General features: G+C 62.7%; 19 protein-coding genes and 2 pseudogenes. 8 read left to right on the top strand and 13 right to left on the bottom strand.

The features are described 5' to 3' along the window. Positions 1-285: 285 nt before the first annotated feature. Positions 286-900 (bottom strand): annotated as a pseudogene (locus ACIGAQ_RS36660) (response regulator). Between the two features lie 82 nt (positions 901-982). Next, a complete protein-coding gene (locus ACIGAQ_RS36655; RefSeq protein WP_399790833.1) occupies positions 983-1,225 on the bottom strand; it encodes a hypothetical protein in 243 nt (80 codons plus the stop codon). 430 nt (positions 1,226-1,655) lie between these two features. On the opposite strand from ACIGAQ_RS36655, the gene ACIGAQ_RS36650 reads away from it, so the two are divergent. After that, positions 1,656-2,981, top strand: a complete 1,326-nt coding sequence (locus ACIGAQ_RS36650; RefSeq protein ID WP_399790830.1) for an RICIN domain-containing protein — start codon at positions 1,656-1,658, stop codon at positions 2,979-2,981. A 55-nt stretch (positions 2,982-3,036) separates the two neighbouring features. After that, a complete protein-coding gene (locus ACIGAQ_RS36645) occupies positions 3,037-3,621 on the top strand; it encodes a helix-turn-helix transcriptional regulator (RefSeq protein WP_399790847.1) in 585 nt (194 codons plus the stop codon). A 1,393-nt stretch (positions 3,622-5,014) separates the two neighbouring features. Here the strand turns inward: ACIGAQ_RS36645 and ACIGAQ_RS36640 are convergent. Next, positions 5,015-5,858, bottom strand: a pseudogene (locus ACIGAQ_RS36640) (IS5 family transposase). Between the two features lie 1,329 nt (positions 5,859-7,187). Here ACIGAQ_RS36640 and ACIGAQ_RS36635 point away from each other — a divergent pair. The 4 genes from ACIGAQ_RS36635 (at position 7,188) to ACIGAQ_RS36620 (ending at position 12,130) form a co-directional block, all read left to right on the top strand. Continuing rightward, positions 7,188-8,621, top strand: a complete 1,434-nt coding sequence (locus tag ACIGAQ_RS36635) for a LuxR C-terminal-related transcriptional regulator (RefSeq protein WP_399790827.1) — start codon at positions 7,188-7,190, stop codon at positions 8,619-8,621. 820 nt (positions 8,622-9,441) lie between these two features. After that, positions 9,442-9,945: a nuclear transport factor 2 family protein gene (locus ACIGAQ_RS36630; RefSeq protein WP_399790824.1), complete on the top strand. Its 504-nt coding sequence runs from the start codon at positions 9,442-9,444 to the stop codon at positions 9,943-9,945. 1,432 nt (positions 9,946-11,377) lie between these two features. Then, positions 11,378-11,833 carry a transposase gene (locus ACIGAQ_RS36625; protein ID WP_399790821.1) on the top strand — a complete coding sequence of 152 codons (456 nt, stop codon included), beginning with the start codon at positions 11,378-11,380 and terminating at the stop codon, positions 11,831-11,833. A 39-nt stretch (positions 11,834-11,872) separates the two neighbouring features. Then, a complete protein-coding gene (locus ACIGAQ_RS36620; RefSeq protein WP_399790818.1) occupies positions 11,873-12,130 on the top strand; it encodes a transposase in 258 nt (85 codons plus the stop codon). Positions 12,131-12,555: 425 nt separating this feature from the next. On the opposite strand, the gene ACIGAQ_RS36615 is transcribed toward ACIGAQ_RS36620, so the two are convergent. The 9 genes from ACIGAQ_RS36615 to ACIGAQ_RS36575 all read right to left on the bottom strand — a co-directional run bounded on the left by ACIGAQ_RS36615 (position 12,556) and on the right by ACIGAQ_RS36575 (position 22,525). Next, positions 12,556-13,251, bottom strand: coding sequence for a CoA transferase subunit B (locus ACIGAQ_RS36615; RefSeq protein WP_399790815.1), 696 nt, complete (start codon positions 13,249-13,251; stop codon positions 12,556-12,558). After that, complete coding sequence (locus ACIGAQ_RS36610; protein ID WP_399790812.1) at positions 13,251-14,012, bottom strand: CoA transferase subunit A; 762 nt, start codon at positions 14,010-14,012, stop codon at positions 13,251-13,253. The genes ACIGAQ_RS36615 and ACIGAQ_RS36610 overlap by 1 nt, the downstream gene beginning before the upstream one ends. Before the next feature lie 69 nt (positions 14,013-14,081). Continuing rightward, positions 14,082-15,095, bottom strand: a complete 1,014-nt coding sequence (locus tag ACIGAQ_RS36605; protein WP_399790809.1) for a branched-chain amino acid ABC transporter permease — start codon at positions 15,093-15,095, stop codon at positions 14,082-14,084. Continuing rightward, a complete protein-coding gene (locus ACIGAQ_RS36600) occupies positions 15,092-15,961 on the bottom strand; it encodes a branched-chain amino acid ABC transporter permease (protein ID WP_399790806.1) in 870 nt (289 codons plus the stop codon). Before ACIGAQ_RS36600 ends, ACIGAQ_RS36605 begins: the two co-directional genes overlap by 4 nt. Further along, positions 15,958-16,674, bottom strand: a complete 717-nt coding sequence (locus tag ACIGAQ_RS36595; protein ID WP_399790803.1) for an ABC transporter ATP-binding protein — start codon at positions 16,672-16,674, stop codon at positions 15,958-15,960. Before ACIGAQ_RS36595 ends, ACIGAQ_RS36600 begins: the two co-directional genes overlap by 4 nt. Continuing rightward, positions 16,671-17,411 carry an ABC transporter ATP-binding protein gene (locus ACIGAQ_RS36590; protein ID WP_399790800.1) on the bottom strand — a complete coding sequence of 247 codons (741 nt, stop codon included), beginning with the start codon at positions 17,409-17,411 and terminating at the stop codon, positions 16,671-16,673. Before ACIGAQ_RS36590 ends, ACIGAQ_RS36595 begins: the two co-directional genes overlap by 4 nt. Further along, complete coding sequence (locus ACIGAQ_RS36585) at positions 17,408-18,736, bottom strand: ABC transporter substrate-binding protein (RefSeq protein WP_399790798.1); 1,329 nt, start codon at positions 18,734-18,736, stop codon at positions 17,408-17,410. The genes ACIGAQ_RS36590 and ACIGAQ_RS36585 overlap by 4 nt, the downstream gene beginning before the upstream one ends. Before the next feature lie 43 nt (positions 18,737-18,779). Continuing rightward, positions 18,780-20,591: an FAD-dependent oxidoreductase gene (locus ACIGAQ_RS36580; RefSeq protein WP_399790794.1), complete on the bottom strand. Its 1,812-nt coding sequence runs from the start codon at positions 20,589-20,591 to the stop codon at positions 18,780-18,782. Continuing rightward, a complete protein-coding gene (locus ACIGAQ_RS36575; protein WP_399790791.1) occupies positions 20,588-22,525 on the bottom strand; it encodes a maleylacetate reductase and hydroxyquinol 1,2-dioxygenase domain-containing protein in 1,938 nt (645 codons plus the stop codon). Before ACIGAQ_RS36575 ends, ACIGAQ_RS36580 begins: the two co-directional genes overlap by 4 nt. Positions 22,526-23,541: 1,016 nt before the next feature. Here ACIGAQ_RS36575 and ACIGAQ_RS36570 point away from each other — a divergent pair. Both ACIGAQ_RS36570 and ACIGAQ_RS36565 read left to right on the top strand, forming a co-directional pair. Further along, positions 23,542-24,042 (top strand): nuclear transport factor 2 family protein, encoded by a 501-nt coding sequence (locus ACIGAQ_RS36570; protein WP_399790788.1) that lies wholly within the window; start codon positions 23,542-23,544, stop codon positions 24,040-24,042. Between the two features lie 122 nt (positions 24,043-24,164). Beyond that, a complete protein-coding gene (locus tag ACIGAQ_RS36565; protein WP_399790785.1) occupies positions 24,165-24,641 on the top strand; it encodes an ATP-binding protein in 477 nt (158 codons plus the stop codon). A 535-nt stretch (positions 24,642-25,176) separates the two neighbouring features. On the opposite strand, the gene ACIGAQ_RS36560 is transcribed toward ACIGAQ_RS36565, so the two are convergent. Next, entirely contained in the window at positions 25,177-25,356 is a 180-nt protein-coding gene (locus tag ACIGAQ_RS36560) for a transposase (RefSeq protein ID WP_399790844.1), read from the bottom strand. Between the last annotated feature and the right edge of the window lie 541 nt (positions 25,357-25,897).

Genomic DNA, 25,897 nt, shown 5'->3' with positions numbered 1-25,897 from the left:
AGAGAAGGCCAGGTCACCACAGGCACAGATCTCCAGTCGACAACTATAACTTGAAACCATCTTACGTAAGATTATCTAGCATGGGTATCATGTTGAACGCCGGCGTGTTCCACCCCCAACCGACACAGCACTGTGATCGAGAAGGAAGCCGTTGGGGTCGCAACGGTCCTGCCATGTCGAGCGGCGCTGCAGGCGTAGGCATTCGTCGTGCCATGCCAAGGTCCATTCAGGGGCCAGCGGTGCCAGCCCAGCCTTGACTGGAGTCCGTGCTTCGGCCTGCCGTCTTCAGTCCTCACCCTGCAGATACCGCAGCACCGCAAGGACCCGCCGATGGCTGGCCTGCGTGCGCAGCAGGTTCAGCTTGGTGATGATGCTCGCTGTGTGCTTTTCTACCGCGCGCTGGGAGATGGCGAGCCCGTCGGCGATCGACGCATTTGTGCGGTCCTCAGCCATGAGCGCGAGGACTTAGCGCTCGCGTGTGGTCAACAACACCAGGCCATCTACCGTGTGCTGGGCGGCCAACAGTTTCGAGACCACCTCCGGGAGGGCGTCGATGAAGTCGACGACGTCAACGACGCGTCCCTTGAGTAGATAGCCGGAGCCGGCCAGGCCTGTGGCGGCGAGCCGGTTGACGTAGCGCGTTTCCACTTACTGCGAAAAGAGCAGCACCCCGAGGTCCGGATGGCGCTCGCGCAGGGTGCGCGCGGCGCGCAGTCCTTCGTCGCGGCGGGTGGGCGGCATGCGAATGTCCGCGATAGCGGCGCGCGGCCGGTGTTCCTGGACTGCCTTGAGCAGTGCCTCGGCGTTGTCCACTGCGGCGGCGACGTCCAGGCCACGGTCACGCAGTAGCTGGACCAGGCCCTCGCGTACGACGGCGTCTGCGGCAATCACAATGCGCATGCGGCGGATCCTAGGTCCTGCGGCCCAGCGGCAGTTCGGCAGCGACGGTGGTCGGGCTGTCGACGGGGCTGTCGATCAGCAGCTACCCGTCCACCGTGCTGACCCGCTCCGACAATCCTGCCAGCCCTGTACCGCCGCCCGCGCATGGTCGTGCGCCGCCGCGTCCGTCGTCGTGTACGGAGAGGTGCAGCGCCCCGTCCTTCGCACATGCCGCCACTTCGGCACGGGTCGCGTCTGTGTGCTTGTCGGCTTTGGTGAGGAACTCGGCCGCGCAGAAGTACGCGATGGTCTCGGTTGCCTCTGCGGGCTGTTGGAGCAGGTTCACGTCCAGCCTTACGGGCAACACGTAACCCGTACCAAGGCTTCCAGGGCGACGTCGAGGCCATCGTTGATGGCGGGTGGATGGATGCCACGCACCAGGTCGCGGAGCTCCTTGATCGCGGTGCGGGAGCCGTCGAGGGCGGAGCTCACGAGTTCGCGGCCGTGAACCAGTTCGGGGGCGTTTCCCGGGACGCGGGCAGCAGCGGGATCACGTCCCCGGCGCTCCGGCCGACCCCGCAGCAGCCACCCCGGTGAGCACGATCGCGCCCGCGCGTGACACCAGCGAGATCCAGCCCGCCCCAAGGGCGCCGCTCAGTCGAGACCGCATCCCCTACAGAGCACGCCTTAGGGTCCATATGTCCGCCGTTCGATGGACGCAATAGTGACCGATCTGTGGTCCCGTCTGTGCTTGCGCAGAGATGAGACTGCCTGACATGACACGACACACAGACGTCGCCGGACCCAGCGAAGTGGCGGTGCGCGTGCGAGGCCTGCGGAAGAGCTACGGCGCGGTGAATGCCGCCAAGGGATTCGGCCTGACGGTGCGGCGCGGCGAAACCTTTGGCTTGCTCGTGCCCAACGGTGGGGGCAAGAGCACTACGGTGGAGATGGTTCAGGGCGATCGCAATCGAGACGGGGGCGATGTCTCAGGCCTGGGATGGGATTTAGTGACCACAGGTCGGCAGGAGCGTGCCCGGGTCGGCATCGGGTGGCAGGACCAATGGGCGCCTCGCGACTCGACGGCATACGAAGTCGTGAACCACCCCAGGCCCAATGGTATGGCCCGCTTGGTTGTAAATTCTGCGCATGACGCCTCATTCCCATTCATCGTAAGGGCAATTTCCAGTGAGAGGTCGCCGAGGCGCGCCGCCGGTGTTCTCACCGGACTGTTGCTGACCGCGGGTCTGCTCGTGACTGCCGCTGGCACATCACAGGCCCAGGATGCTCTGGTCCGTGAAAGCCCTCGCCAAGTGTTCGCCCATGATGACATCGTCAGTCTGCACTCGGGCACTGGCGCCGCTACGGGTGCGGAAGCGTGGGATGTCCTGGAAGCCAGTACATCCCCTGGCGGCGAGATCGCGACTTGGCCCTACCATGGAGCAGGAAATCAAAAGTGGCGGGTGAAGGATTCGGGACTCGGTGACGAATCGTTTTCACTCGTCAATGTGCACAGCGGTCTGTGTCTGGATGTCGAACAGGCGTCGACTTATGATGGCGCGCGCGTGATTCAATGGCACTGTAACGGTCAGGCCAACCAGGCATTTCATATAACGCACAACAATTTCCTGCGAGCGGTGCACAGCGGGAAAAATATAAGTGCTCCTCCTTCGGGGAGGTTGGTACAGTCAGAGGGTGGTTCACCGGTCTCCTGGCAGTGGCAGTCGTATTCAAAAACGGTCACCGAAAATCTGTCTATCGGAGAGATCGACAAGGGCACCTACTCGTGCGTCTCCCGCCGATATCACGTGCGGGCCGACTCGGGGACGGAGTGGCCCACATACCACAACAGCAGCAGTAAGGGGGTAGGAGTCAGTGCAGACCCACTACTGCGGGATGATATTCGCAAGTTCAGCTACTGGCTGAAATGGAAGGCGTTCCCAAGCGTAAAAGGCTTCTTCTCGGGCACTTTCAGTGCCGAGCAAATTCCAGAGTATCTCCCTGGAGAGAACACCGTTACATTCTGGTTTTCCAACTGGGGTATTCCGGCGCAAAAGCGCACCGCGCGGGTAATGTTCTACTGCGATCCCAACCTTGCTTGAATGTCCCGGTCAGTCGGTTGTGGAAAGGCGAACCGGTCACCGGTTTTTCAACTTCATGGTGTTTAGTGAAGAAATCCGCGACTCCTGCGTCTCATTGATAATGTCAAAAGAATTCATGTTTGATCGCCTGAGTCCAGCTTATGAGGCGGCAGAGGTCGCTGTGCATAGTCTTCGTCAATTCGTGGAACTTGTCGAATTCTCACGTCAAGGTTGTGATGGCAGACCAACGCAGCCATGTGATGATCGCGCGAGACTCGCGGTCTATCGGATTTCGGATATCAGTATCGCGAACAGTGAGAATCCTGTTGGCAAACTGTATGGTGCGCTCGCGGAAATATTCAGGACCGACGACTCTCTGATCCGCTGGCTCTCGAAAACAGCAATAGAAACGTGCGGGCCGGCGTGGAACGCTTCGGTGATGGCGGTTCCATGCCTGTCCACGCGAGAGCGTGCGGTTGTTCATTTGACGGCATGTGGAATGACCAACAAAGAGATGGCTGCTGAACTCTATGTGAGTACTAAAACGGTCGAGTTTCACCTTGCTAATGTATACAATAAATTGCAAGTGAATTCGAGATATGAGCTCCGGAAACGTCTCTCGGAGCTCTGCTGGTATGCCATGTCTCCCAGAAGGCATTGACATTATCTGCACGGTTACTGGCTGGTGCGGGGGAGCGGCTGTTCATTGCACCAGTCAGCCGTTTCGTGCTGGTGGCGTGCCGCGGTGACATGAGCCGGCAAGCCTTTCGTCGACAGGCTGCGCTCAGACGGCGTCGGCACTCTACGGTGCGAGGAGTGGCTCCCGCGCCTCAGCGACTGGAGGAAGTGACCGGACGCATGTCAGTCGCTCCTGAGGGGCGTGGCAACACGCCAGGTCAGAGTATGTACCAGAGATGGAGAAGCGACTAAAGCGACCCAGGGACGGAGATACTGACCCAGTTGGTCGCTGAGCTCTCGCCGTCCCAGGCCACGCGTTCCGCCCAGCCGCTCAGGTTCTGACCGCGGTCGAGAGCGGACCAGTCGCCGTACATGGTGACGGAGCGACCGCTCCCTACTGCCTAGGCGGGCTGGTCTCCGCGACTTCGTAAGCCGGCTTCTTGTTGCGCCTTACCTGGCTGCAGGCCCTGCATGTGGGGGAGACACATACGGCCAACGCATGGCGTGCGGCGTCGAAGCGTGTGATCAGACAAGAGCATGCTGGCATGCCGTGCTGGCCATCCAGGCCGTAAGGTCCTGGGCGGGTTCATCGTGGTGGAGGCGATCTTGGTGTGGCCCCGAGTGGATTATCTGCTCCAAGGCGTCCTCGAGTGGGTGGTGGTCACCCCTTCCGGGATTACATTCATCCCTTCAGCTGGTAGACGGCTCGGAACAACGACTGCAGGGTGAATAAGGAATGGTGAGGATGGATTTCGCTCACACAGGAAGCCGATCAACTCTTCGCTCAGGTCCGCACTTCGAAATCGGAGGAAAAGTAGCTGATGCCATGTCCTGCCCATGTTTCATCCGGATGCGCGTGCGGATTCTCTTCGCACACGATCAGCATGCTGTTTCTTACTATGATCGAGCGCACTTTCTCAGTCCGAGAAGAGCGCGTATTGCGCGAGACTGTGGCGCGCATGCGGGGAAGGCGGGCTGACGGTGCGGAAGATTCTCCGCGGCACGAGTAAGGAGTTGGCGGGCGGCTCGAGCGCATCTTGCTGAACTTCACGGCGCGCAACTCCAGCAACGCCGGACGCAGCTCACCTGTCATGTCCCGCAGCCGCGCAGCCGTGGGATGCCGGGTATGAGCCCATGGTGCCTCAGCGCGGTGGCCGCAGATGCAACGACGCCACGATCTCAACCAGGCAGTGGCGTCGTCGGCCGAGTGCATGGCGTCGTCCATTGTGCCAGCAGCACCGGTCCTCGGCGGCGGAGCCACAAGGTCGCCCTTGACGAGTTCGACACGGTTACGCCGTCCGCCTGCGTGGCGTCCTCGTCGTGAGACAAGTCGCCTTCCATATCCGCTTGAGCACCGCTAGGTCGTGTCCGCAATGTCAGGGAAGCCAGAGTTGTGGGCAGGCGATGGTGACCAGGGTCTGGTAGTGGCGGGCGAGTTTGTCGTAGCGGGTGGCCAGGGCCTTGTTGAGCTTGTTGAAGCAGCGCTCGACGAGGTTGCGTCGCCGGTAGGCGGCCCGGTCGAGCCGGCAGCGCTTTTCTCCGCGCCGGATGCGGCCGTTGACTTGGTCGATCCGTTCCGGGTCGCGGCCTTGATGCCTCGCCTGTGCAGGTAGGAGCGGATCTTCGTGGACGAGTAGCCCTTACTCCGCGACGACCTGCTCGGGTCGCGTCCTGGGCGGTCCGGGCCCGCATCGGCTGACGCTGATGCGGGCCATGACCTGCTCGAACTGGGTGCAGTCGTTGACGTTGCCGGCGGTGATCGTGAAAGCGAGCGGTCGGCCCTGCCCGTCGCAGGCGAGGTGGATCTTGGTGGTCAGCCCGCCGCGGGACCGGCCGATCGCCTCGCCCGGCCAGAGGCCCCTTTTCGGGCCCCGGCCGCGTGCTGGTGAGCCCGCACGGTCGTGGAGTCGACGCATGCCACGCTCCAGTCGACGGCATCAACGGCGTCGCAGTGCTGTTGGACGTGGGCCAGAGCCGGTCCCAGGTGCCGTCGGCCGATCAGCGGCGGAAGCGTTCGTAGACCGTCTTCCACGGCCCGTAGCGTTCGGGCAGGGCTCGCCAGGCCGCCCCGGTGGACAGCTTCCACAGGATCCCGTTGACCACCTGACGGCGATCCCGCACCGGACGGCCCATTCGCGGCGGGGCCAGCAACGGCTCGATCACGGCCCACGACTCAACAGTCAGCTCATGACGACGCACCACAAACCAGCCAACGACCACAGCACTTTGCGGACACGACCTTAGGGATGCAGGGCTGCCGTTGCAGCGATCACCGTTCGCGGATACGTCAGCGTTCGGCGTTCGCCAGCGACCTCCGCCGCACGGAGCGCGCCTGGCTGGGGCGGCGTCAGTGGCAGATCTGAGGAGATCCGCGGCGGGGTGCCGGTGGGAGGGCACCCGAAGTGGTGGTCTCGCGACATGTGCTGCCTCTGGACGCCCGTATGCGGAACCAACAAGGTCGGGCAGCAACGGCTCAGCCAAGCACCACAGTTCGTCCGGCACGAGCACCACTGCGACCTCTCTGACCGCCGATCAAACGAATGAGGCGATCAGCGAATGGAGACAGGTCGGCAGGCGCATGATCCATGACTTCTGGCGTCTCTCGGCTTGGCCGGTGACGGCGGACGAGAGGTCCATGAGGTGAGCCCTGGTACTGCCACGAGGCGATGGTCAAACCACCGATAAGTGGTCCAGGAGGGCGCGCTGAGTGCTTGGCCGGACTATCGTGACTACATGAGTGAGGTACCAACGCGCCACGCACGTTCGTGGTCCGTGCAGGGTGATGGGCTGATCGGAGCCAAGGTCCAAGTGCCGAGGCCACTTTCGCCCGTGGTCCTGCGGCCGGCACTCGTCGACCGGATACGTGTGGCAGTCGAGAAATCCATGGTCGTGCTTGTCGTAGGGCCCAGTGGAATCGGTAAGACTGCAGCGCTCATGCAATGGTCGGCGGTGGAGAGCAGGCCGCTCGCTTGGGTAACCATAGATAGGGGTGACAACGATCCGCCCCGTCTGTGGCGTCACATCGTGGGAGCCTTGGTCAACGCGACTGCAGGCGAAGAGCTCCTTACGCTTTCACGAGACGCAGCGCCGGGAAGTGACTCGTATGTCGCTGCTCTTTCATCTCATATAATCAAGGCGTCTTATAGGCCTGTTCTCGTACTTGATGAGTACGAGCATATTGTCAACAGGGATATTCATGACCGAATAGAACTCTTGACGAAGTCGTGTGGGGAGCACCTTACCGTTGTCGTGGCCAGCCGCGGTCGCCCGCCATGGCGATTGGAGCGTCTCCTCCTCGCGGGGCGACTCACTGTATTCAATTGGTCCGACTTGCGCTTCAATGAGCACGAGACGCTAAGCCTGCTGCGGAATGCATTCGGTGTCGATGCCACACCGGCTGATGCTGCGGCTCTCACCTCGGCGACGGGCGGGTGGGCCGGAGGAGTAGCCCTTGCAAGCGCGCATGCTCGCTCAGGAAACGACATAGGAAGAATAATAGATTTCCTGGCGAGAGATCGAAACGAGGCCCACGAGTATCTACTGGAGAACGTGTGGCGTGACTTGTCGGCAAGCACGCGCGATTTTCTCCTCGATACGGCCACGCTCGGACGATTCTCCGTCACCCTGGCGGACTTCGTACGTGATCAGGACGACTCCGCTCATCTGGTCGACCAGGTGCGACGCGACGGCCTCTTCCTGGTGTTCGAGGACGAGACGGGAGCGTGGCTGCATTATCAGCGGATGTTCCAGCAGAGTCTCGCCCAGCGATTGGAAGTGACCAACCCGTCCCGTAGCCGCTTTCTCCACCAACGCGCTGCGCAGTGGCATGCAAGGGTGGGGCATTCGGAGGATGCGGTGGAGCATGCCATGAAGGCCTGCGACTTCAGGCTGGCTGCCGGCCTGATGCAGAAGGTGTTCGATTCGTATTACGATGAGGGCCATCTCATTACCCTGGAACGTTGGCTGAGCGCCCTACCAGACGAGGTGATCAGGGAGAACCCTCGCTTCCTCAAACAAGGGCTGAATCTCTGGTGCTCGCTCGGCCGGTTCGACGAACGTGATCGGTGGGCGCACATTCAGGATATTGTTGATCCCGAGCGTCCTGCCACCGACGACGTGTGGCGCCTGTGCCTCCCCCGCGAGCGAGGTGACCTCGCCCTGGCACTGCGCTCCGGACGGCGTATCCTGTCCGGCGGGCCCCAGTCGGCTTTCACCTCGCGCATGGTACCTACGCAAGCCGGAATTGCTGTGGCTCGCAGCCTTCTCCTCGCCGGACAGTTCGCTGAATGCCTTTCAGTCATCAGTGAAATCTCAGAAAGGTGGGAGCGGCGCCTGCCTCCGCCGGCGCTTCGCGTTTCCTTGAATGGGCTGCACGGTCTGGCGGCTTACATGTCGGGAGATCTGGAAGAGGCCCGGAACGAGCATGATCGAATGCTGGATGCACTGGTCGAGTGCGGTATTCGACCGAGTCCGAGAACCATTCCGGAGAGTGTCATACTTCGCGCCTTGTTTGAGGTATCGCCCTCAGAATCTGTGAGAAAGCTTGAGAGTCTGGTCGACGCATCCCCAGGGCTTGGAGGAGACCGGACGATGAGAATTTTTGCGCTCCTTCACCTTACGGATGTCCTGTCAAGGGTGGGCAACGGCGAAGAAGCCGCCTCGCGCTTGGCGCAAGCAGACCGCGAGTTGGAGGAACTGCCTAGCCCGATGGGGCTGGCAGATTTCCGAAATTCAGTTGCCACGGAGGTTACCCCAGAGGGAGTCGCTCCTGCACCAGTCGACCTGCTCAGTGAGCGGGAGATGCTGATACTCCAATATCTTCGCAGTCGCCTGACGCTGCGGGAGATTGCCGCTGATCTATTCCTGTCGATCAATACCGTAAAGACTCATTCCCGGAATATTTACAGGAAGCTAGGGGTGGAAAATAGGCATCAGGCCGCCAATTTGCCGTTGCTTGCCCGCCCGTTTGACGATGTCGACTAGGTCTCAGAGCGCCTGGGTGAGGGACGTACGGGTCGTGGCTCACTGCACCCCCCTTGGAAATGGGAGAAGCTGGAAGGACTAGAGAATTTCCCCAGTGCTCGGTCGTGGCGTGGGTAGGGGTATCGATGTCGCCGGAACGCCGAGGCGCCCAATTCCTCCCAGGCTGCCCTCTCCCTCCGGTGCCCTAGGTGTATTGCCCCGGAGCGTTGTTCACGCGGCTGATGGGTGGCTGGCTGCCGAGTGCGGTGTGGCAGCGGTGGTGGTTGTAGGTGTGCAGGAAGATGCCGCTCTTCGCAGGAACAGGAGCTTTGCATCCTGTCTGGCATCTGTACTGGCCGTTCCTGGTCCTGGCGATCCCCTTGTTCTGGTCGGTTCGGAGTGAAGACGGACGTGCGACTGCTTGCGGCGGAGTGATCGCAGCCGTCCCATGGATGGGCTATCAACTTCCCGCAGCGCTCGCCGCGGGGAACACGCTGCAGGTCTACGCCATGGCGGCTGCCTTCATGGGCGCTTCTGCTTTGCCGCTGGTGCACTTCGTGGGCTCTCAGGTTCGGCAGGCCGATCGTAGGAGGCTGTTTTCAGGGCTTGGGCCTCGGGACTGCCTTGCCCGCAGGGAAGCCCTGGGGCGGTCGAGACGGACACTTCCTGTGCTCCCCCCTTCAGTGGAGCGGTCGCGTCGCTCTCCGTTCGCTCGTCCCCGGCTGGCCCGAGGAACGCAGGCTCAGGTGAATGATCGCTTCACGGCCATCATCCCCTTCTCGCCCTGAATCACCCCTGCCTCGCCTGGGCATACTCGAGATCGAGTGCTGAACTTGCGTTCATGTATGTCACCACCCACTGCGCAATCCCGTCGGTCGGCGAAGATCACCTCGTCCAGGAGATCCGGCACCGAGCGGAGATTGCAGACGCCCTCTACCGGTTCGCTTTGGGGCAGGATCTGAAGGACCGAGAGCTATTCCTCGCCGCCTTCACTCCTGACGCTGAACTCGACTTCCGTCCCGCAGCTGAAAAAATCGGCACGGAGCCGGTTCTATTTAGCGGACGGAGTGTTATCGTGGATAACATCCTGGGATTGTTTGCGGGTCGAATTGATACTACGCATACCGTCTCCAATCCCCGGATTTCTCTGAGCGCAGATGAGGCCGGCCTGACAGCTCTTGTCGAGGCGCAACACGTACTCATTGAAGATCGCCGGACGTATGCCCTGCTGAAGAACCTCTATGACGTGGACCTGGTGCGGGAGAATAACCGATGGCTTATTCGCCGTTTGGTGATTGAAAATGTTTGGTTCATCGGAAACCCGAAGGCCATATTCGTCGGCTGACTGCCGCAACTGACAACCGGCCAGTAGTCACGTCTGCCTGGTTGGCGTGAGAACGGGCTGAGACGCAAGGTCCTCCAGGCGTCGCATCGCGGGCGGGGGCGTGGGTGCTCCGCAGACCTGCATTCCGCTGCCTCCGCCTGCGACTGGCAAGTTTCGCTCATGCTGCTCCCCACCGGTACGTGAGGATTCGCGGCCTGCATCCGTGCTGTCCGATCCTCCGTCGTAGCGGAACCTCTCGCTGTGCAACGTTGCCGATCAGCTCGGGTTCGCCGCTGCAGCGACTGTCCGTGCGCTTGTGGCCCTCATCAGTCGTCGGCCCTCGGAAGCCGTTGACTCGGCCCACCATTGAGCCGTTCCGCGTCCCTCGTGGCATCGCGCACCGCACAGTGGTGCACACCAAGCCAACGTGAGGCCTCGAGCGGTGTCGGTCTTGACGAGTGGCTGTCCAGTCAGGTGAAACGGCCGGCTTTCATGACGAGAACGCCCGCCATGGCATGCACCCTGCGTGGTGGGGCCATCAGCCACAAGGCCGGCGACTCCGGGGCGGGCCAGTGGACCATCCCGGGTTGTGCTGCCGACTGATGATGAGTGGCCGACCTGAGGTTTGTGGTACGTGGCCGCATCCGCCGGGCTGGCCTGGTCGGATTTCGCGAGCTGATCGAGCTCGCCGAAGGCAGTCCGTCCTTCGCTCGCATGGCATCGCCTGCCTGGCCTGGGCCGCCGTCAGAGCTGTGACGGGTCAGCCTTGGCTGGAGCTGGCCGCTCCCGCGGGGATGGTGTCGATCGGTATGGCCGCCCTGCTGATCCTCGATGAAGGTGGCTCGGAGTTGCCGCCGCATCAGGAGTGCGTCTCGTCACCAGGGTCGGGGCCCCTCGCCTTCTGGGCGGGGCTGGCATATGGATGGCCGCCGAGGTGCCCGGCCTCTATCGCAAGAAGCCGCGGCGTTGGGTGGATCGCTGCCTCGGGTCTCGCTCTGTACCGACCGGGGGACTGACCGCCGATCGTTACACCGCTGCCTGGCCGGCCGACACCAATCCGGAAAGACCTAAACGTGGGTGACGTCGCGGCCCTCGGCAGGCTTGCCTTCCGGTTTGTTAACAGCCGGGTCGTGTGTGTGATCAGGGCTGGGTGAGCGAGACCGGTTCAACCTGGGCAAGCAGTCCATCTCGGGAGTGCCGCTGGGCCCGGTTACGAGAGCTTCAGGCGTCGGCTGGGGCAGCCGAAGGGGCATCGAATTCGTGTCCGACCTGGGTCTCGCAGTGCCGCGGGTGATGTCCGTAGTCGCGGACCACGCGTCGGATATGCGTGATCCAACGGCGGGCCTCATCGGCGGGCAGCACCATGATCCCCGGTTGTCATTCAGGGCGGGGGACCGGTATCTACGGTGAGGGTCCGGAAGTCAGTGGCCCAGTCGCTCAGTTCGAGTCCGGCGTGGGCCAAGTCCTCGACAAGCCGGTGGAGAACATCGCGCGGCATCCTCTCGCGCGCATAGCTCGGGGTGACCATGGCCACGAGCGGCAGTCCCTTCCTGTCGTCGACGCGATGAAGTGCCAACGCTTGATCGACTTACTGGCCCCAGCAGAAGTCGTTGATCATGTGACTGTCGGGCTGCCTGCTCGTTGGTGTGGTCGTGGGCAGCGACAGTCGCGACCGTGGATCGTCACGGATGAGCTGTGGTCGTTGAGCGAACCGTCGCTGCCGGAGCCGGGCCCGAACCTGGTCGCGGGCCGGCAACGGGTGCCGGACCGGCAAGCCCTGTGCGGCCAGTGGGAGTACCTGCCGCCGGAACTGGGCTTCGGATCGGGCATGACCTGCTGGCGGCATCTGGCGGCATCTGGCGGCCTGCAACGGGCTGGCGTGTGGGACCAGCTGCACCTGTGCTGCTGAAGGAGCTGCGGTCAGCGGACAAACGGCGGGTCCCGGTCGGTGATCGACTCCTCCCACATCAGGGCCGCTCGGCGGGACCCAAGAGCGGACCCAGCCGTGTCGACCGCGCGCGGCCGGGCACCAAGCATCACTTCCCTCACGGACGCTGAGGGCATCCCGCTCGCAGTATCCCTGACCGGCGGCAACCGCAACGGCGTCACCCAAGTGCTGCCCCTGCTCGACAAGATCCCCGCCATTGCCGGTGGCGTCGGCCGACCACGCCGGCGGCCGGACGCGCTGTTGGCCGACCGTGGCTAGGACCACGACAAGCACCGGCGCTTGCTCTGAAAGCGCGGCATCCGCCCGGTGATCGCCGAACGCGGCCAGCCGCACGGCTCCGCCCGGGCATCTTCCACTGGGTCCTCGAACGCACCATCTCCTGCCACAGCTTCCGCCGACTGCGCAGCCGCCGGGAACGACCCGACGACATCCGCGAAGCATTCCTCGGCCTCGCCACCTGCCTGACACCCCACCGCCACGCCCAACGCCTTTGTGAGGCCTCTTAGCCGGACCAGGGTTACCGCTTGCCCTGCCAGCGGTGCTGCGTTGCCTTCGCGGGCTGGGAGTTGATGGCGTTCGCGACTCGGAAGCGCAGCGGCAGGGCGAGGTATCAGCCGGAAGCGAAGGGATGTCCTATCGCGCCCGCGATGGCAGGACGGGCGACTTCTCCGTCAGCGATCAGCTCAGTGTAGATCTGTTCGGGGCAGGTGCACACCCTCGTCGTGATCCCAGAGCGCACTGGACCCTCCGTGTACATGTATCTCAGCGTCGGTCGCGTTGCGCACGTCATCGATACTCACGCCGGGGGCGCATTCGACGAGACTCAGACCACCCGCCGTGATGTCGAGGACGGCCAGATCAGTGATGACACGTTGGACACATGCCCTTCCGGTCAGCGGCAGGGTGCACTCCTCCACGAGCTTGGGTGTGCCGTCCTTGGCGGTATGGGTCATGATGACGAGGACGCGGCGGGCGCCGTGCACGAGATCCATCGCGCCGCCGATGCCTGTGACCAGCTTGCCTGGGACGGCCCAGTTGGCAAGGTCGCCGCGAACTGAAACCTGCATGGCACCGAGGACAGCAGTGTCGATGTGGCCGCCGCGGATCATCGCAAACGACATCGCAGAATCGAAGAAGGAGGCGCCCGCGAGAACGGTGACCGTTTCCTTGCCGGCATTGATCAAGTCCGGGTCGACCTGATGTTCGTTCGGGTACGGCCCGGTTCCCATGATGCCGTTTTCTGAGTGAAGCACTACTTGTACCCCGTCGGGCAGATGATCGGGGATCATCGTCGGCAACCCGATGCCGAGGTTGACGTACTCACCGTTACGCAGCTCGTGCGCCGTGCGAGCTGCCATTTGGTCACGCGTCCAGGCCATCAATCCGCCTTCCGGGTCGTGCGGTGCTCGATGTATTTGGTGGCGGCCTGCTCACCGTTGAGTGCCACGACTCGCTGGACGAACACTCCGGGCAGGTGCACCTCGTCAGGATCAAGCTGCCCGGGCTCAACGATTTTCTCGACTTCGGCAATCGTGACACGACCGGCCATGGCGGCAAGAGGATTGAAGTTCCGGGCGGACTTGGCGAACACCAGGTTGCCATGCCTGTCGCCCCGCGCGGCCCTCACGAGGGCGAAATCCGCGGAGATCCCGCGCTCCAGCACATAGTCGACACTGTTGAAGGTGCGGACTTCCTTGGGCGGAGACGCCACGGCAACCTGGCCAGTACCGTCGTAGCGCCACGGAAGGCCGCCAGCGGCCACGAGCGTGCCGACTCCAGCAGGAGTATAGAAGGCGGGTATGCCGGCTCCACCGGCTCGCAATCGCTCCGCGAGAGTGCCTTGCGGGATCAGCTCCAGCTCGAGTTCACCCGCGAGGTACTGGCGGGCGAACTCCTGGTTACCCCCGATGTAAGAGCCGGTGACCCGGGCTATGCGTCCTGTGGCCAGAAGGGTGGCTAGGCCGTAGCCGTCAGCGCCACAGTTGTTGGACACCACGTGCAGCCCAGTTGTGCCGGAGATCTGCAAGGCTGCTATGAGTTCAGCCGGTACCCCCGCGAGGCCGAACCCTCCGACGGCCAATGTCGCCCCGTCAAAAATATCGGCGACCGCGTCCGCGGCGGTGGCCCAGACCTTGTCCATCGCTACGAGGTCCTTTCAGATGGAACAGTACTCACCGGAGAAGAACGCGCCAAGACACGGGCTTCGGTGTCACGCACGACCGTCCTCCGAAAGTGCTTGTACTTTGCGGCGAGTTGGGACAACCGCCCTGGAGGAAACGGAGAAGAGCGGAAAGCGGCCACGGGTAAGTAGCCCCCACAGACCCCGTGGTGCGAAGAGAGTCACCGCGATCGCGAGTGCGCCGAGGAACACCAAGTAGAGAGATCCAAAGCTGCTCAGCCACTCCTGAAAGACGAAGAAGATGATCGCTCCGAGGATCGGTCCTTCCAATGTGCCGACGCCGCCGACTACCACCATGAAGAGCATGAAAGCAGTCCACTGCACTCCGTAGGCACTGTCCGGCTGAACTCGCAGTGTGCTCATCGCCACCAGGGCTCCACCAGCGCCGCAACCGGCCGCGGTGACAACGAACACGACTCTCTTGACTCGCGCAACGCTGACTCCGTTGCTCATCGCAGCGGTCGGCTCGTCGCGGACCGCCCGGAGAGCGAGCCCAAAGCGGGAGCGGACAAGGAGGAACACGATAACTACGCTTACGACGCACGTGACGAGAGCGGACCAATAGACAAGCGCGATGCGGAGGTCGGAGTCAGTTCCGGAGAGACCTTGCAAGGACATCCCTGACCCTGCGCCGAGAGTGTCCGACTGCACGGTGAGCAAGCGGATCACCTCGGCCACGACCCACGTACCGATGGCGAAGTATCCACCGGTGAGCCGGAAGACGAGGAACGACACCGGGAAGGCGACCGCACCAGCCAGAAGCACCGCTACCGGAACGGCGAAGAGCAGGGAGAGACCCACGTGGTCGCACAGCCATACCAAGGCGTACGCGCCGATTCCTATGTATGCCTGCTGGCCCACCGAAACCATCCCCGCGTAGCCCGCCAGGAGGTTCCACATGGTGGCCAGGAGGATATAAATGCACAGATCCGTCAACCGGAAGTAGCCGCTGGGCGCCACGAGATAGGGCAGCACGGCCAGTGCCATCACAACAGACGTCAGAATGCATGTCGCTACCCGCGTGGAGCGCGTGGAGTGGTTCATGACAGAGCTCCTTTGCGGAGAAGACCACTGGGACGCAGTGCGAGTACGAGTAGGAACACCAGATGACCTACCAGAACCTGTTGAGTCGGATCGATCCAGGCACCGATGTTTTGCGCCACTCCCAATACGATTCCGCCCAGCAGCGTGCCCCACAAGCTCCCCAGCCCGCCGATGATTACCGCTTCGAAGGCGAAGATCAGAAGTATCGGTCCGGAACTTGGACTGAAGTTGGTCCCTATGCCGCTGAACACGCCGGCCAGCCCAACAGTGGCGATGGCGATGGCGATGGCGACGGCGTAAACATGTCTGTTGTCGACACCGGCGAGTTGGGCAGCTTCCTGGTCGTCGCTCGTGGCGCGCATGACCCGACCCGACATCGTGCGCCGCAGAAATATCGATAGGGCTCCAAGCGACGCGACTGCCACGACGAAGACCAGAAGCGGTAGGTATCCGATCGTCAAGCCGGACATCATGGGCAAGCTGGCAGTCTCAAAGGTACCAAGGTTCAGTCTGTGCTGGTCAGCGGAGAACCACTCCAGCAACAGGTTCTGCATCATGATGGACAATCCGAAAGTGACGAGCAGGGCAGGCAACGGACTGGGTTGAACGGTGCGCTGCAGCAGTGAGCGGTGGATCACGTACCCCAACAACGCCATACCTGGCACTACGATGACGAGCGAAAGAAGGACAGGCATGTCCCAGCCCTGTACCAACAACAGTGCGGCATAAGCAGCGAGCACTGCGAAATCGCCGTGGGCCAGATTAACCAGTCGCATGACGCCGAAGACCAAGGACAGTCCCGTGGCGAAGAGGGCGTACAGGCCGCCCAGGAGGATTCCCTGAACGATGGCATTGAGGAGAGTCATGATGCCTCCTCCTGCGTGGTGCCGAAATAGGCTTGTGCCACCTGTTCCGGCGTGACGTCCTTCACATGGCCGACAAGAGACGTGCGCCCCTCAAGGAGGCAGTGGACTCGATCGGCGACAGCCATCGCCTGGACCATGTTCTGCTCGACGACGAGCACCGTGGTGCCTGCGGCGGTGATGTCGGGTAGCGCCGCATAAAGGCCCTTGACCACCACGGGGGCGAGACCCAGCGATACCTCGTCCAGAAGCAGCAGCCTCGGGTTGCTCATGAGGGCGCGCCCGATGGCCACCGCTTGTTGCTCACCCCCTGACAAACTCGACGCCGGTCGCTTCTTCAGCTCGGCGAGGAGAGGGAGGAGGTCACACACAGTCCGCAGAGTCCATGGGCCTTGCCGAGTGCGGACCCCACCCACCCGCAGGTTGTCCTCCACAGTCAAGCTGCCAAAGAGGCGCCGTCCTTCGGGCACCAGGGCGATGCCTCGTCCAACCCGTTTGTGAGCAGGTACGCCTGCGAGATCTTCGCCGCAGTAGCGCACGTGGCCCTCGTTCGGCTGCAGGAGGCCGGCAAGCGTCCTGAGCAGAGTGGACTTGCCGGCCCCGTTGGCGCCCAGTACGGCCAGCGTTTCGCCTTCCGCGACAGTGAGCGTGACGTCGGACAAGGCGCGGAACTCGCCGTAACAGACCTGGAGCCGATCCAACTCAAGGATGTTCACGCCATCTCCACTCCTGGATCCGTGCCGAGATACACCGTGCGCACCTCGGCGGAGTCCATGACGGCCTTCGGCTCCCCTATGGCCAGGACACGTCCCTGGGCCAGGCACATCAGGCGGTCGGCGACGGCCATGAGCGCCTGCACGACGTGTTCGATCCATACGACCGCCACTCCCTCCGCTTGCACCTGACGGATCGTCTGCACGAGTTGGGGGAGTTCCGGCTGAGCCAGGCCACCGGCGATTTCGTCAAGAAGCACGATGTCAGGACGGGTGGCCAGTGCCCGGGCCAACTCAAGCCGCTTGCGGTCGAGAAGACGCAGTGTTCCGGCAGGCTCATCGGCCCGAGAGTCCAGTCCCGTGCGTTCAAGACACCGTAGGGCAGCGTTCCGAGCGTTTGCCCCTCGTGTGCCGGCGCCAAAAGTGGTGGCAACAAGAACGTTCTCGAAGACGGACATGTCGGAGAACGGCCGCGGAATCTGGTAGCTGCGGCCGATGCCGGCCCGGCATCGCGTTGCCGCACTCTCCCGGGTGACGGACCGTCCGGACAGGCGGACGTTACCGCTATCGGGTCTTACTGTGCCGGCGATGAGGTTCAGCAACGTAGATTTGCCCGCGCCATTGGGCCCTACGATGCCGAGGGCCTCGCCCTGTTGCACCTCAAAGGTGACATTCTCAGCCACCACCACGTGACCGAAGCGTTTGCTGAGCCCTTGGACCTGCAGGATTGGGGCGGTCATGACAGTGCCTCCATCCGCCCGCCGGCGGGAATCCGGGGGTGCTCGCTGTTACTCACGATGACAAGGTCGTACTGGCCATCGGGGCGGCGACGCCACTGTCCACCCACGAGAGGCGTCTTGGCCACGCCCGGCGCCGGTCCCTTCGTCCAGTCCAGAGGGCCGACCACCGTGCTGAGTTTCAGCCGCGCGAGCGAGGAGGCGATGCCGGAGCGGTCATCGGGTGCGGAGGCGTTGTGCAGTGCTGCTACAGCCACTTCGAAGAGCGCATGCACGAAACCAATCGGCTGAGTCCAGGGTTTCCCGAACTTCTCCGTGTACGTTTTCGCAAGCTGTTCAGCGGATTCTCCGGTAAGTGAACTGTGGAAGGGGTGCCGAGGACTCCACCAAACCTCGGTCCCCAAATTTTCGCCGAGTTCCCCGAGCGACTGAAGCGTTGACGGGAACAGCAGCGCCTTGCCGACAGTGGCCACCTTGGGGCGAAAGCCTTGCTGCGCCGCCTGCTTCCAGAAGGTCGTGAAGTCGGGGGGTACTGGTACGCCGATCAGGATGTCAGTGCCTTCTGACTTGTACCGCGAAATCTGTGCCGTAAAATCTTGGGTACCGGTGGCATAACGCCCGGGGTCGGCCATCGAGTAACCCACTTTGCGGGCAAATGGCGGGAATCCGGTCTTTGCGTCTCCCCACGCGTTGCCATCAGGGTCATTGGGCCACAGTGCGCCGATCCGCTTGTTTGTCGGTATCGCCTTCCACATATCTCTGAAGACAGCCTGAACGTCCTCCAAGCCCCAGAAAAAGTGATAGGTCCAACGAAACGGTTTCGACAGATTTCCGTTACGGCCGAAAAAGTATGGTTGCCAGGGGGCAACGGTTGAGATGCAGGGAACACCATGCGCCTCACACTGGTCAGCCACTGGGTTGGTCGTGTCAGGAGTTGAGGCGACAAGCACCAGGTGCACTTTGTCCCGAAGGATCAGATCAGCAGCCACGTCACCCGCGCGCTTTGCATCTGAACGGCTGTCTTTGACGACTATTTCGACATCCACTCTCTTTCCACCGACGCGCGCGCCCTTGGCCTCGAAGTGGGCGCGCAGGGCATCAATGACGTAGCTGTCGGCTTCACCGAACGGCGCCAAAGGTCCGGTCTGAGGGCTGACATAGCCAATGCGTACCGTGGCGGCTCCGCTTCCGCCCGAGCCATCGGTCTTCTTGAGTTGGGGTGTGCATGCAGTGAGAGGCACACCAACCGCTGAGGCAGCGGCGATAATCGTCCCAATAGCCGTTCGCCGGGGAACTTGAGGATGCGAGGCATCGAAGAGAGACGTCATGGGATACTCCTTGGGTGGGCATGGGTAGAGGCCCGGAAAGCCCCTACCTTTCCGATGTCGGAGGCAACGCCGAGTTCCTGGGGTTTCCGTCGTCAGAGCGGTGCAGTACCGCAAACAGAGCCGCGCGCAGTTGCTCGTATGCATTGCTGTCGCTCGGTGGCGCGGACGGCTTCCGCCACGCTACATAACCATCCGGGCGGATGAGCAGGCAGCCGCTCTCCTCCGTCTCCCGCGCTCGGTGCCATTCCCCATAGGCGTCACGCACGCCGGATGAGCCGATGCGTACCAGCGCCAGTGGGAGCTGGATATCTTCAACGCATTTGCGCACTGCGGCTTCCCATACAGTGCCGGAGGCGCCAGTGAGAAGAGTGAAGCGGCCCCTCCCCACAAGATCCAGGGATGAGATACGACGGCCATCGGCATCGACCAGCCAGAAATGCGGTAGCTTCGCGCCAGGCCGGGTAGTGGGCTGGTGGTAGAGCTCTGCATCTCGCGAGAAGACCTCGGGTCCGCAGTCATCGTCCAGGACGGACGAAGATGCGTAACGCTGATTCATTTCTACACCGTGAGCATTGAACTCATAGTTCTTGAGCGAGATGGCTGCTTCAAGCTCGCGGCGTCGTATCGCGCCGATCGCATCCTCTGCGCGACAGGCTTCAAGAGCACGGGTGATACCGTCCTGGTCGCTGCCGCCACTGATACCCAGAGCCTGGAAGATGGGGCCGAACTGGTCCCGGCTCAGGTTGGCCCTGTCAACGATCTGCCGACCAACAGGGGCGCGTTCCGCGCTGTAGGTATCGAGCAGTGCCGTGCCTGCATGCCCCCGGAGGACCATGGCCAGCTTCCAGCAGAGGTTATAGGTATCCTGTACGGATGTATTGGATCCCAGCCCATTGGATGGCGGGTGACGATGCACGGCGTCTCCGGCACAGAAGACACGGCCGGCTGAATAGGTCGTGGCGTAGCTGTGATTCACCGTCCACAGTGAGGTGGAGGTGATTTCGACGTCGATCGACTCATCGCCGATCAGGTCGTGCACGATGCGGCGGGCGTCAGCCTCATCGAGTTGCGGAGGCTGACGCTCGATGTCGTACCCCCAGGTGAGTAGCCACTCGTTCCAGGGCCGAACCATACGGATGAGGCCCATTCCGATCCCGCCGGTCTCGGCTCCGGGGCGCATGACCCAGTACAGAACACTGGGCCGGTGGGCGACGTAGGCGCCCAAGTCGGCCTTGAAGACGATGTTCATGCTGCCGGCCTTTCCTTCCATCCCACTGAAAGGGAGGCCGATCTGTTCCGCGACGCGACTGCGAGCGCCGTCGGCACCGATGAGGTATCGAGCCCGCACGGCGAACCGATCCTTGCGCAGCCGATCGCGAAGATGGGCGGTGACGCCGTTCGTATCCTGTGTGAGTTCGATGAACTCGGTGTCAAATCGCACCTTGGCACCGCGCTTGGCGGCATTGGTCACAAGGATGGGTTCAAGGTACGTCTGCGGAAGATCGATCATGGGGCACGGGCTCGCCGCGGCATACTCGGTGAGGAGATCTTCGCCCGTACCCCATGATCGAATTCTGCCGATTTCTTCACCTGCCAGCGAGGTGCACAGCACAGTGTCGCCCATCATCTGCTGCGGCGTTCCCGCTGCCAGAGCATCGGCCTCCAAGTCGAGATCTCGCAGCACTTCCAGAGTGCGTTGGTTCGTGATGTGCGCGCGGGGGGTGTTGGCAACCCAGCCATACTTACTCACGAGGGTGGCACGTATTCCGTACTCGGCAAGCAGGAGGGCAGCGGCGGACCCTGCCGGGCCACTGCCGACGACCAGGACGTCGGTGTCATACACGGTTTCGCTCATGAATTGTCTCCGGGAATAGGCGCGAGACGGAACGTGTAGTCGAGCGAGCGCCATGTGCCGTTCACCGACAGGCCGTCCGGGGTTGGTCCGTGATGTTCGGGAAATTCCACGACGAGAGCGTCCTTTACCCCGAACACCGCATCTCCGTCGATGTACGCACCACGGGCAACAAACAGCTGGGTGACCAGACGTTGCTGTCCCGGCGCATCGATCATGAAGTGAAGATGGGGAGCACGGTACGGATGGCGGCCCGTAGATCGGAGCATCTGTCCCACAGGGCCGTCAGCAGGAATCGGATATTCGGAAGGAAGAATCGACCGGAAGGCCACACGTCCCTCGGCGTCAGCACGGAAGCGCGCCCTCAGGGAAGGCCCTGTCAGATCGGTCAGCTGAACGTCGTAGAAGCCCTCATCGTTGGACTGCCACACGTCCACCACTGCGTCGGGCAGCGGATTCCCAGCGAGATCCTTGACGCTGACCGAGACGAACAGAGGGGTACCCGCCAGGCCTTCGGCAATATCGGATCCGTTCGAGAGGGATGGCGGCCCTTCCAGGTAGAAGGGACCAAGGACGGCAGAGGGTGTGCTGCCGGTCGTTCGCGAGTTGCTGAGTATGTCGACGGCGCTGGAAATTCCCAAGGCGTCGGAAAGCAGGACGAACTCCTGTCTAGTATCACTGCACAGCTGGCCGGCGCGGGTGAGGAAACCGATGGCGTAATTCCACTCGTCCTGAGTCAGGTCGTTTACTGACACAAATTCATGCAGGCGACGGACCAGATCGGTGAGCAGGCTTCTGACGCGGGGATCGGGAGCTGCTTCAAAACTCGCAACCACCGTCTCCGTCAGCTTGTACAGCTCCGCAGCGAGCCGGTCGGCGGGTTCCGGTGGACGGCCGTGCCAGGCGTCCTCAAGGATCGAGGAAATGGCATGAGCGCTGACGTCCTGCGGGTTGGCGCATGATTTCGAAGCAGTGAGCTGAACGGCCTTCGGCAGGTCGTCCTCGGCCATGCCAAGATCTCGCAAAGTGAGAGGACCGAGCAGAGCCTGACACAGATCACGCACGCCTGTGGGTGCGTCACCTACGCCGAGGGCGCGAGCAATTCGGTGCATGACCTCCGGGACGGCAGACGCGTTGTAGGCCATCACATAGGGGAGTAGGACGGCGTGAGTGTCGGCGTGTGAAAGTCCGAAGGTCCCGCCGAGCGTGTGGCACAAGCTGTGGTGCAAACCCATGGCAACGGTGCCCAGGCAGGTACCCGCCAACCATGCCCCCTCCAGTGCGTCGGCGCGCGCTTCAAGAAGGGTGGGATCCTTGACGATCTCCGGCAAAGAGGTGGAGAGGAGAGATATGGCCCTGAGCGCAAGGCGGTCGGTCACAGGGTTGGCGTCCGGAGAGTACAGGGCCTCGACGGCGTGAGCTATCGCGTTCAGGCCGCTCGCGACCGAGAACGGGATGGGAAGAGTGAGCGTGAGGTCCACGTCATAAATGACTGCGTTCGGTAGGACGGAGGTCGCAGATCGGGTCGTCTTTACTCCGTTGCTCGTCTCGCCCAGAATAGGGGTGACTTCTGATCCTGCGTAAGTTGTGGGTACCACGATTTGAGGAAAGCCTGTGCGCGCAGCCAGAGCCTTGGAAAGGCCTATCGCCGAGCCACCACCCACGGCTACCAGAGAGTCAGCGGATTTGTCCTGCAGGGACATGAGTGCCAGCTCGGTGACATCGGTTGGTGTGTGCATCGCCGCATCGCGGAACTCACCAGCGACAAGGGGTCCCAGGATCTTCCGCGCACGGTCGAGCGTCTCCCCTTGCTGAGGCGTGCTCACAAGCCAGGCACGTCGGCACCCCAGCCGTTCCAGCTCGTCGCGCAGGCGGCCTAGCGTTCCCGCACCGAAGATGATCCGAGAGGAACCGGCAGTATGGGTGAAGTCTCGCATCAGAGCCTTCCTTCGTGTTGCGCGTCTCGGTCTGCTGAGTATTCGCACACCACTCGGAAGTTCTCCTGCACGTTCGTGCTGCGCTGGGCTGCACGAATCGGCCTCAGTTCGGACGGATCGCCGCATGGCCGCCGGGGTGATGCCGCGAAGTGCACGCATGCCGCGCGTCAGGTGCTCCTGGTCCGAGAATGAAATGGTTCCCCGTGCGGGCCCTGAAGCGCGTGCAGAGTGGCTGTTGCTCAGTCCGGCAGCGGTGGCCATGTCCGCCAGTGACAGTGGATTGGCCGGGTAGACGTCGATCAGTTCGACCGCTACCGCGAACTGCCTGTCTGTCAGGCCGGAAGGCGCTGCGCCCACGTGCGCAGAGCAGCGTCGCTGTGGTGTCACGTCGGCTGGGCTGCGGTGAGTCGCAACGGCAGACCGGCGCTCGCGGCGTCTTGCAGGGCCTGATTCGCCAAGGAGACGTGCAGCGTGTCGAGCCGGCTTCCGAGCTGCACCGACTCGGCGCGCCTTGGCATGCGTTCCGATACGGCAGCTCATCCTGCCGTGAGACAAAAGACTCTCTCAACCCAGTCCGGCGCTGGTTCGAAAGGGAAAGGCGTGTCATCGAGTGCACGATGTCCGACCGACTGAGCTGGCCGCTATGGCAACCAGGGCCTGTCGCTGGTCGAGACCTCTGCCGGCCTGCCCGCGATGGTCCCGCTGTCAAAGTGGCCATTCGTCGACCAGGGAGGGCGGCTGAGACATAATCCATCAGTAATGTCCAGCGTCCCCTTCCGGCCGCTTGTGCTGGATGGCAGACGAGCGGTAAGCGACTGAGCGCGGACGGTAATCAATGTGCCGTTAGCGCTGCCGATCTTCGTCCTTTCACCCCCGCATGCGGGTCGCTCACCCCCAGGAGCCCTGGCCTGGGACGGAAGACGCGAAAAGAATCGAAGATGTCCGGCTTCGGCGAAGGAACACCACAAGACGGACTTCGGATCGCGACCCTACAGGGCCTAGTCATAAGGACGAACATGTACGTCACGCGTCATCACGCCATTGATGCAAGTGGCACCGAGACGGTGGTACGGGAGCTGAGAGATCGCCTGGAGGTCATCGACGCTCTGTATCGCTTCGCCCTGGGATCGGACCTCCAAGATCGCGATCTCTTCTTGTCTGCGTTTACCGTCGATGGAGAGTTCGACTTCCGGCCTGCCGCTGCAAAGTGCGGTCTTGATATCCCGCTGATGTCCGGTCGGGATACGATCGCCGATATCATTCTGAACCCTGATATCCCACTTGATACCACCCACGTAGTGACAAACGTCCGCGTGGAGGTGGCAGATGATCACGCGCGATTGACAGCGCATGTGGAAGCCCAGCACTTGCCCAAGGGTGACCACACCCGACATGCGCTACTGAAGAACCTCTACGACGTTGATCTCGTGCGGGACGGCCGGCGATGGCTCATGCGACGCGCGTGCATCGACAACGTTTGGTTCACCGGTGACCCCAAGGTCATTATCGGCCTCTAGGACGACAGGTGGGCGGCCTGAAGCGGGCACAGGCCGCCTATCGCGCTTCCGCTGCGATATGGACCTTCTCCGGTCTCTCCTGTCGCCCAGCCAAGCCCGTCCCACCCCCAAGGTGGCCAATCATGAAAACCACAGCTTGCCCCACGGACGCCATGGAGGACAGCCGTTCGGAGGCGTCATGGCATGCCCTCCCTGCTGACGCGACGGCCTCCGGACTGGCCCGTACGTTCGCCATTGAACAGCTGAGTACCTGGCATCTTCACGGTCTTGCGGACGACCTGCGTCTGGTGGTCTCGGAGCTGGTCTCCAACGCCGTAACGCACGGAAGGCCGCCGGTCATGATGCGCATCCAACACACTCCTTGGTCCCTGGCTCTCAACACGGTCCGCGTGGAAGTCATCGACACCGGCCGGATGCCTCCCGCGGCTACCACCGAACTCCTGGAGGCCGGTCCGGACGACGTGCTGGACGCAGCTCATGCAGTCCATCCAGAGAGGGAGGGCGGTCGAGGACTGTTCCTCATCGATCAGCTCGCGACGAGTTGGGGCATCACAGGATGTTCAAGCGGAACGCTGGTCTGGTGCGAACTCACGTCCTGACACCTGTTGTGGCCTTCATTCACGTCCGTGCGTGCAGACAGGTCGGGGGCCGACCGGAAAGGAGACCCCCAAGAGGCTGGGTCCACCTCGGTGCGGCGCTCAGCTCTGCCCAATCAGGCTGACTTCGACGCCCCTAGTCAGGCCGTGGCACGCCTCTCCTCGTAGTCCGTTGCCATGGATACGTCACTCGGGCCGATCGCGAAGCGAGACTCGGCAACGGCGGCATCAGGCGTCGGGGCCGGCCGGCGACACGGGCGACTGCTGCGACCCCTTCGAGCAGGGCCAGGAGCTGGGGGGACGTCATTGGGGTTGCCGCCGGTCAGCGGCATCGCGAGTGGGACGTTTAGGCCGTCGGTGAGGATGTGGCGCCTGCTGCCCGGCCGTGCACGGTCGACCGGGCTGCGTCTGCCTTTGGGTCCCTGCATGCGGCCCGGACATGGGAGAAGTGGATCACCGCCCGCGGCCAGCCAGCTGCTTCTCCGACCGGAGCTTGGTCAGGCAGCTGGTAAGGCTGGTCCCAGTCGCCGGTGTCGTTTCAAGCCGTCAGGGCCTGCCAGCAGGTCATCTCCGAGCCGAAACCCAGCTGTCGGGGTGAGTACTCCCACTGGATGCCCGTGTGCAAGACGAACAGGATGCCGCACAGAGCCTGCCGTACGCGACACGCAGCCAGACCTGACCCATTTTGGGGGCGGCTCGGGCAGCAACGGCTTGTCATCGACCACAGTTCGTCCGACACGATCCACGGCCTCGACTGACGCTTCCCCATGCCCACACCAACAAACGATCAAGCGGGCAGTCACATGACCAAACCGCAGATGTCAGGGCCAGCAAGTGTCCGATCGCGGAGAGCAGCGCGAGCGGTCTCGGCGTCTCCTGCACTTGCGGACCCGCTCCTCTGCGGTCGCGTGGGGTGTCTGTCCGCCGTCCTGAGCATGGTGGCCGCGACGTTCAGCGCACTACCTTGCCGACAGTCGGCGCAGTGCCCCTCGCGCACCGGGGGATACGCATCCGCAAGAACCGGATTGTATGACGCAATCCTGCTTGAGGGCATCGCCTCCATGCGGAGAACCAGGCAATCGGAGGCAGACAGTGGCGAATCCCAGGCGTCGGTGCGCTGCGATGAGGTGGGTGTGGTCACGGTTTATGGCAGGGGCCGGTCGCTGCTGGACACCGGCCCGTTTGTGCCTGCAGGAGGGTGGTGGTCCTTCCAGGTATCCGCATGCCGTCGCGGGACTGGCGGTTGTCGTTTGGCAGGC

Origin of the sequence: Streptomyces sp. NPDC085932 (assembly GCF_044540525.1) — a bacterium.
GTDB lineage: Bacteria > Actinomycetota > Actinomycetes > Streptomycetales > Streptomycetaceae > Streptomyces > Streptomyces levis.
The sequence above is the reverse complement of the archived record's forward strand: the minus strand, read 5'-3'. Positions and strand labels throughout refer to the sequence as shown.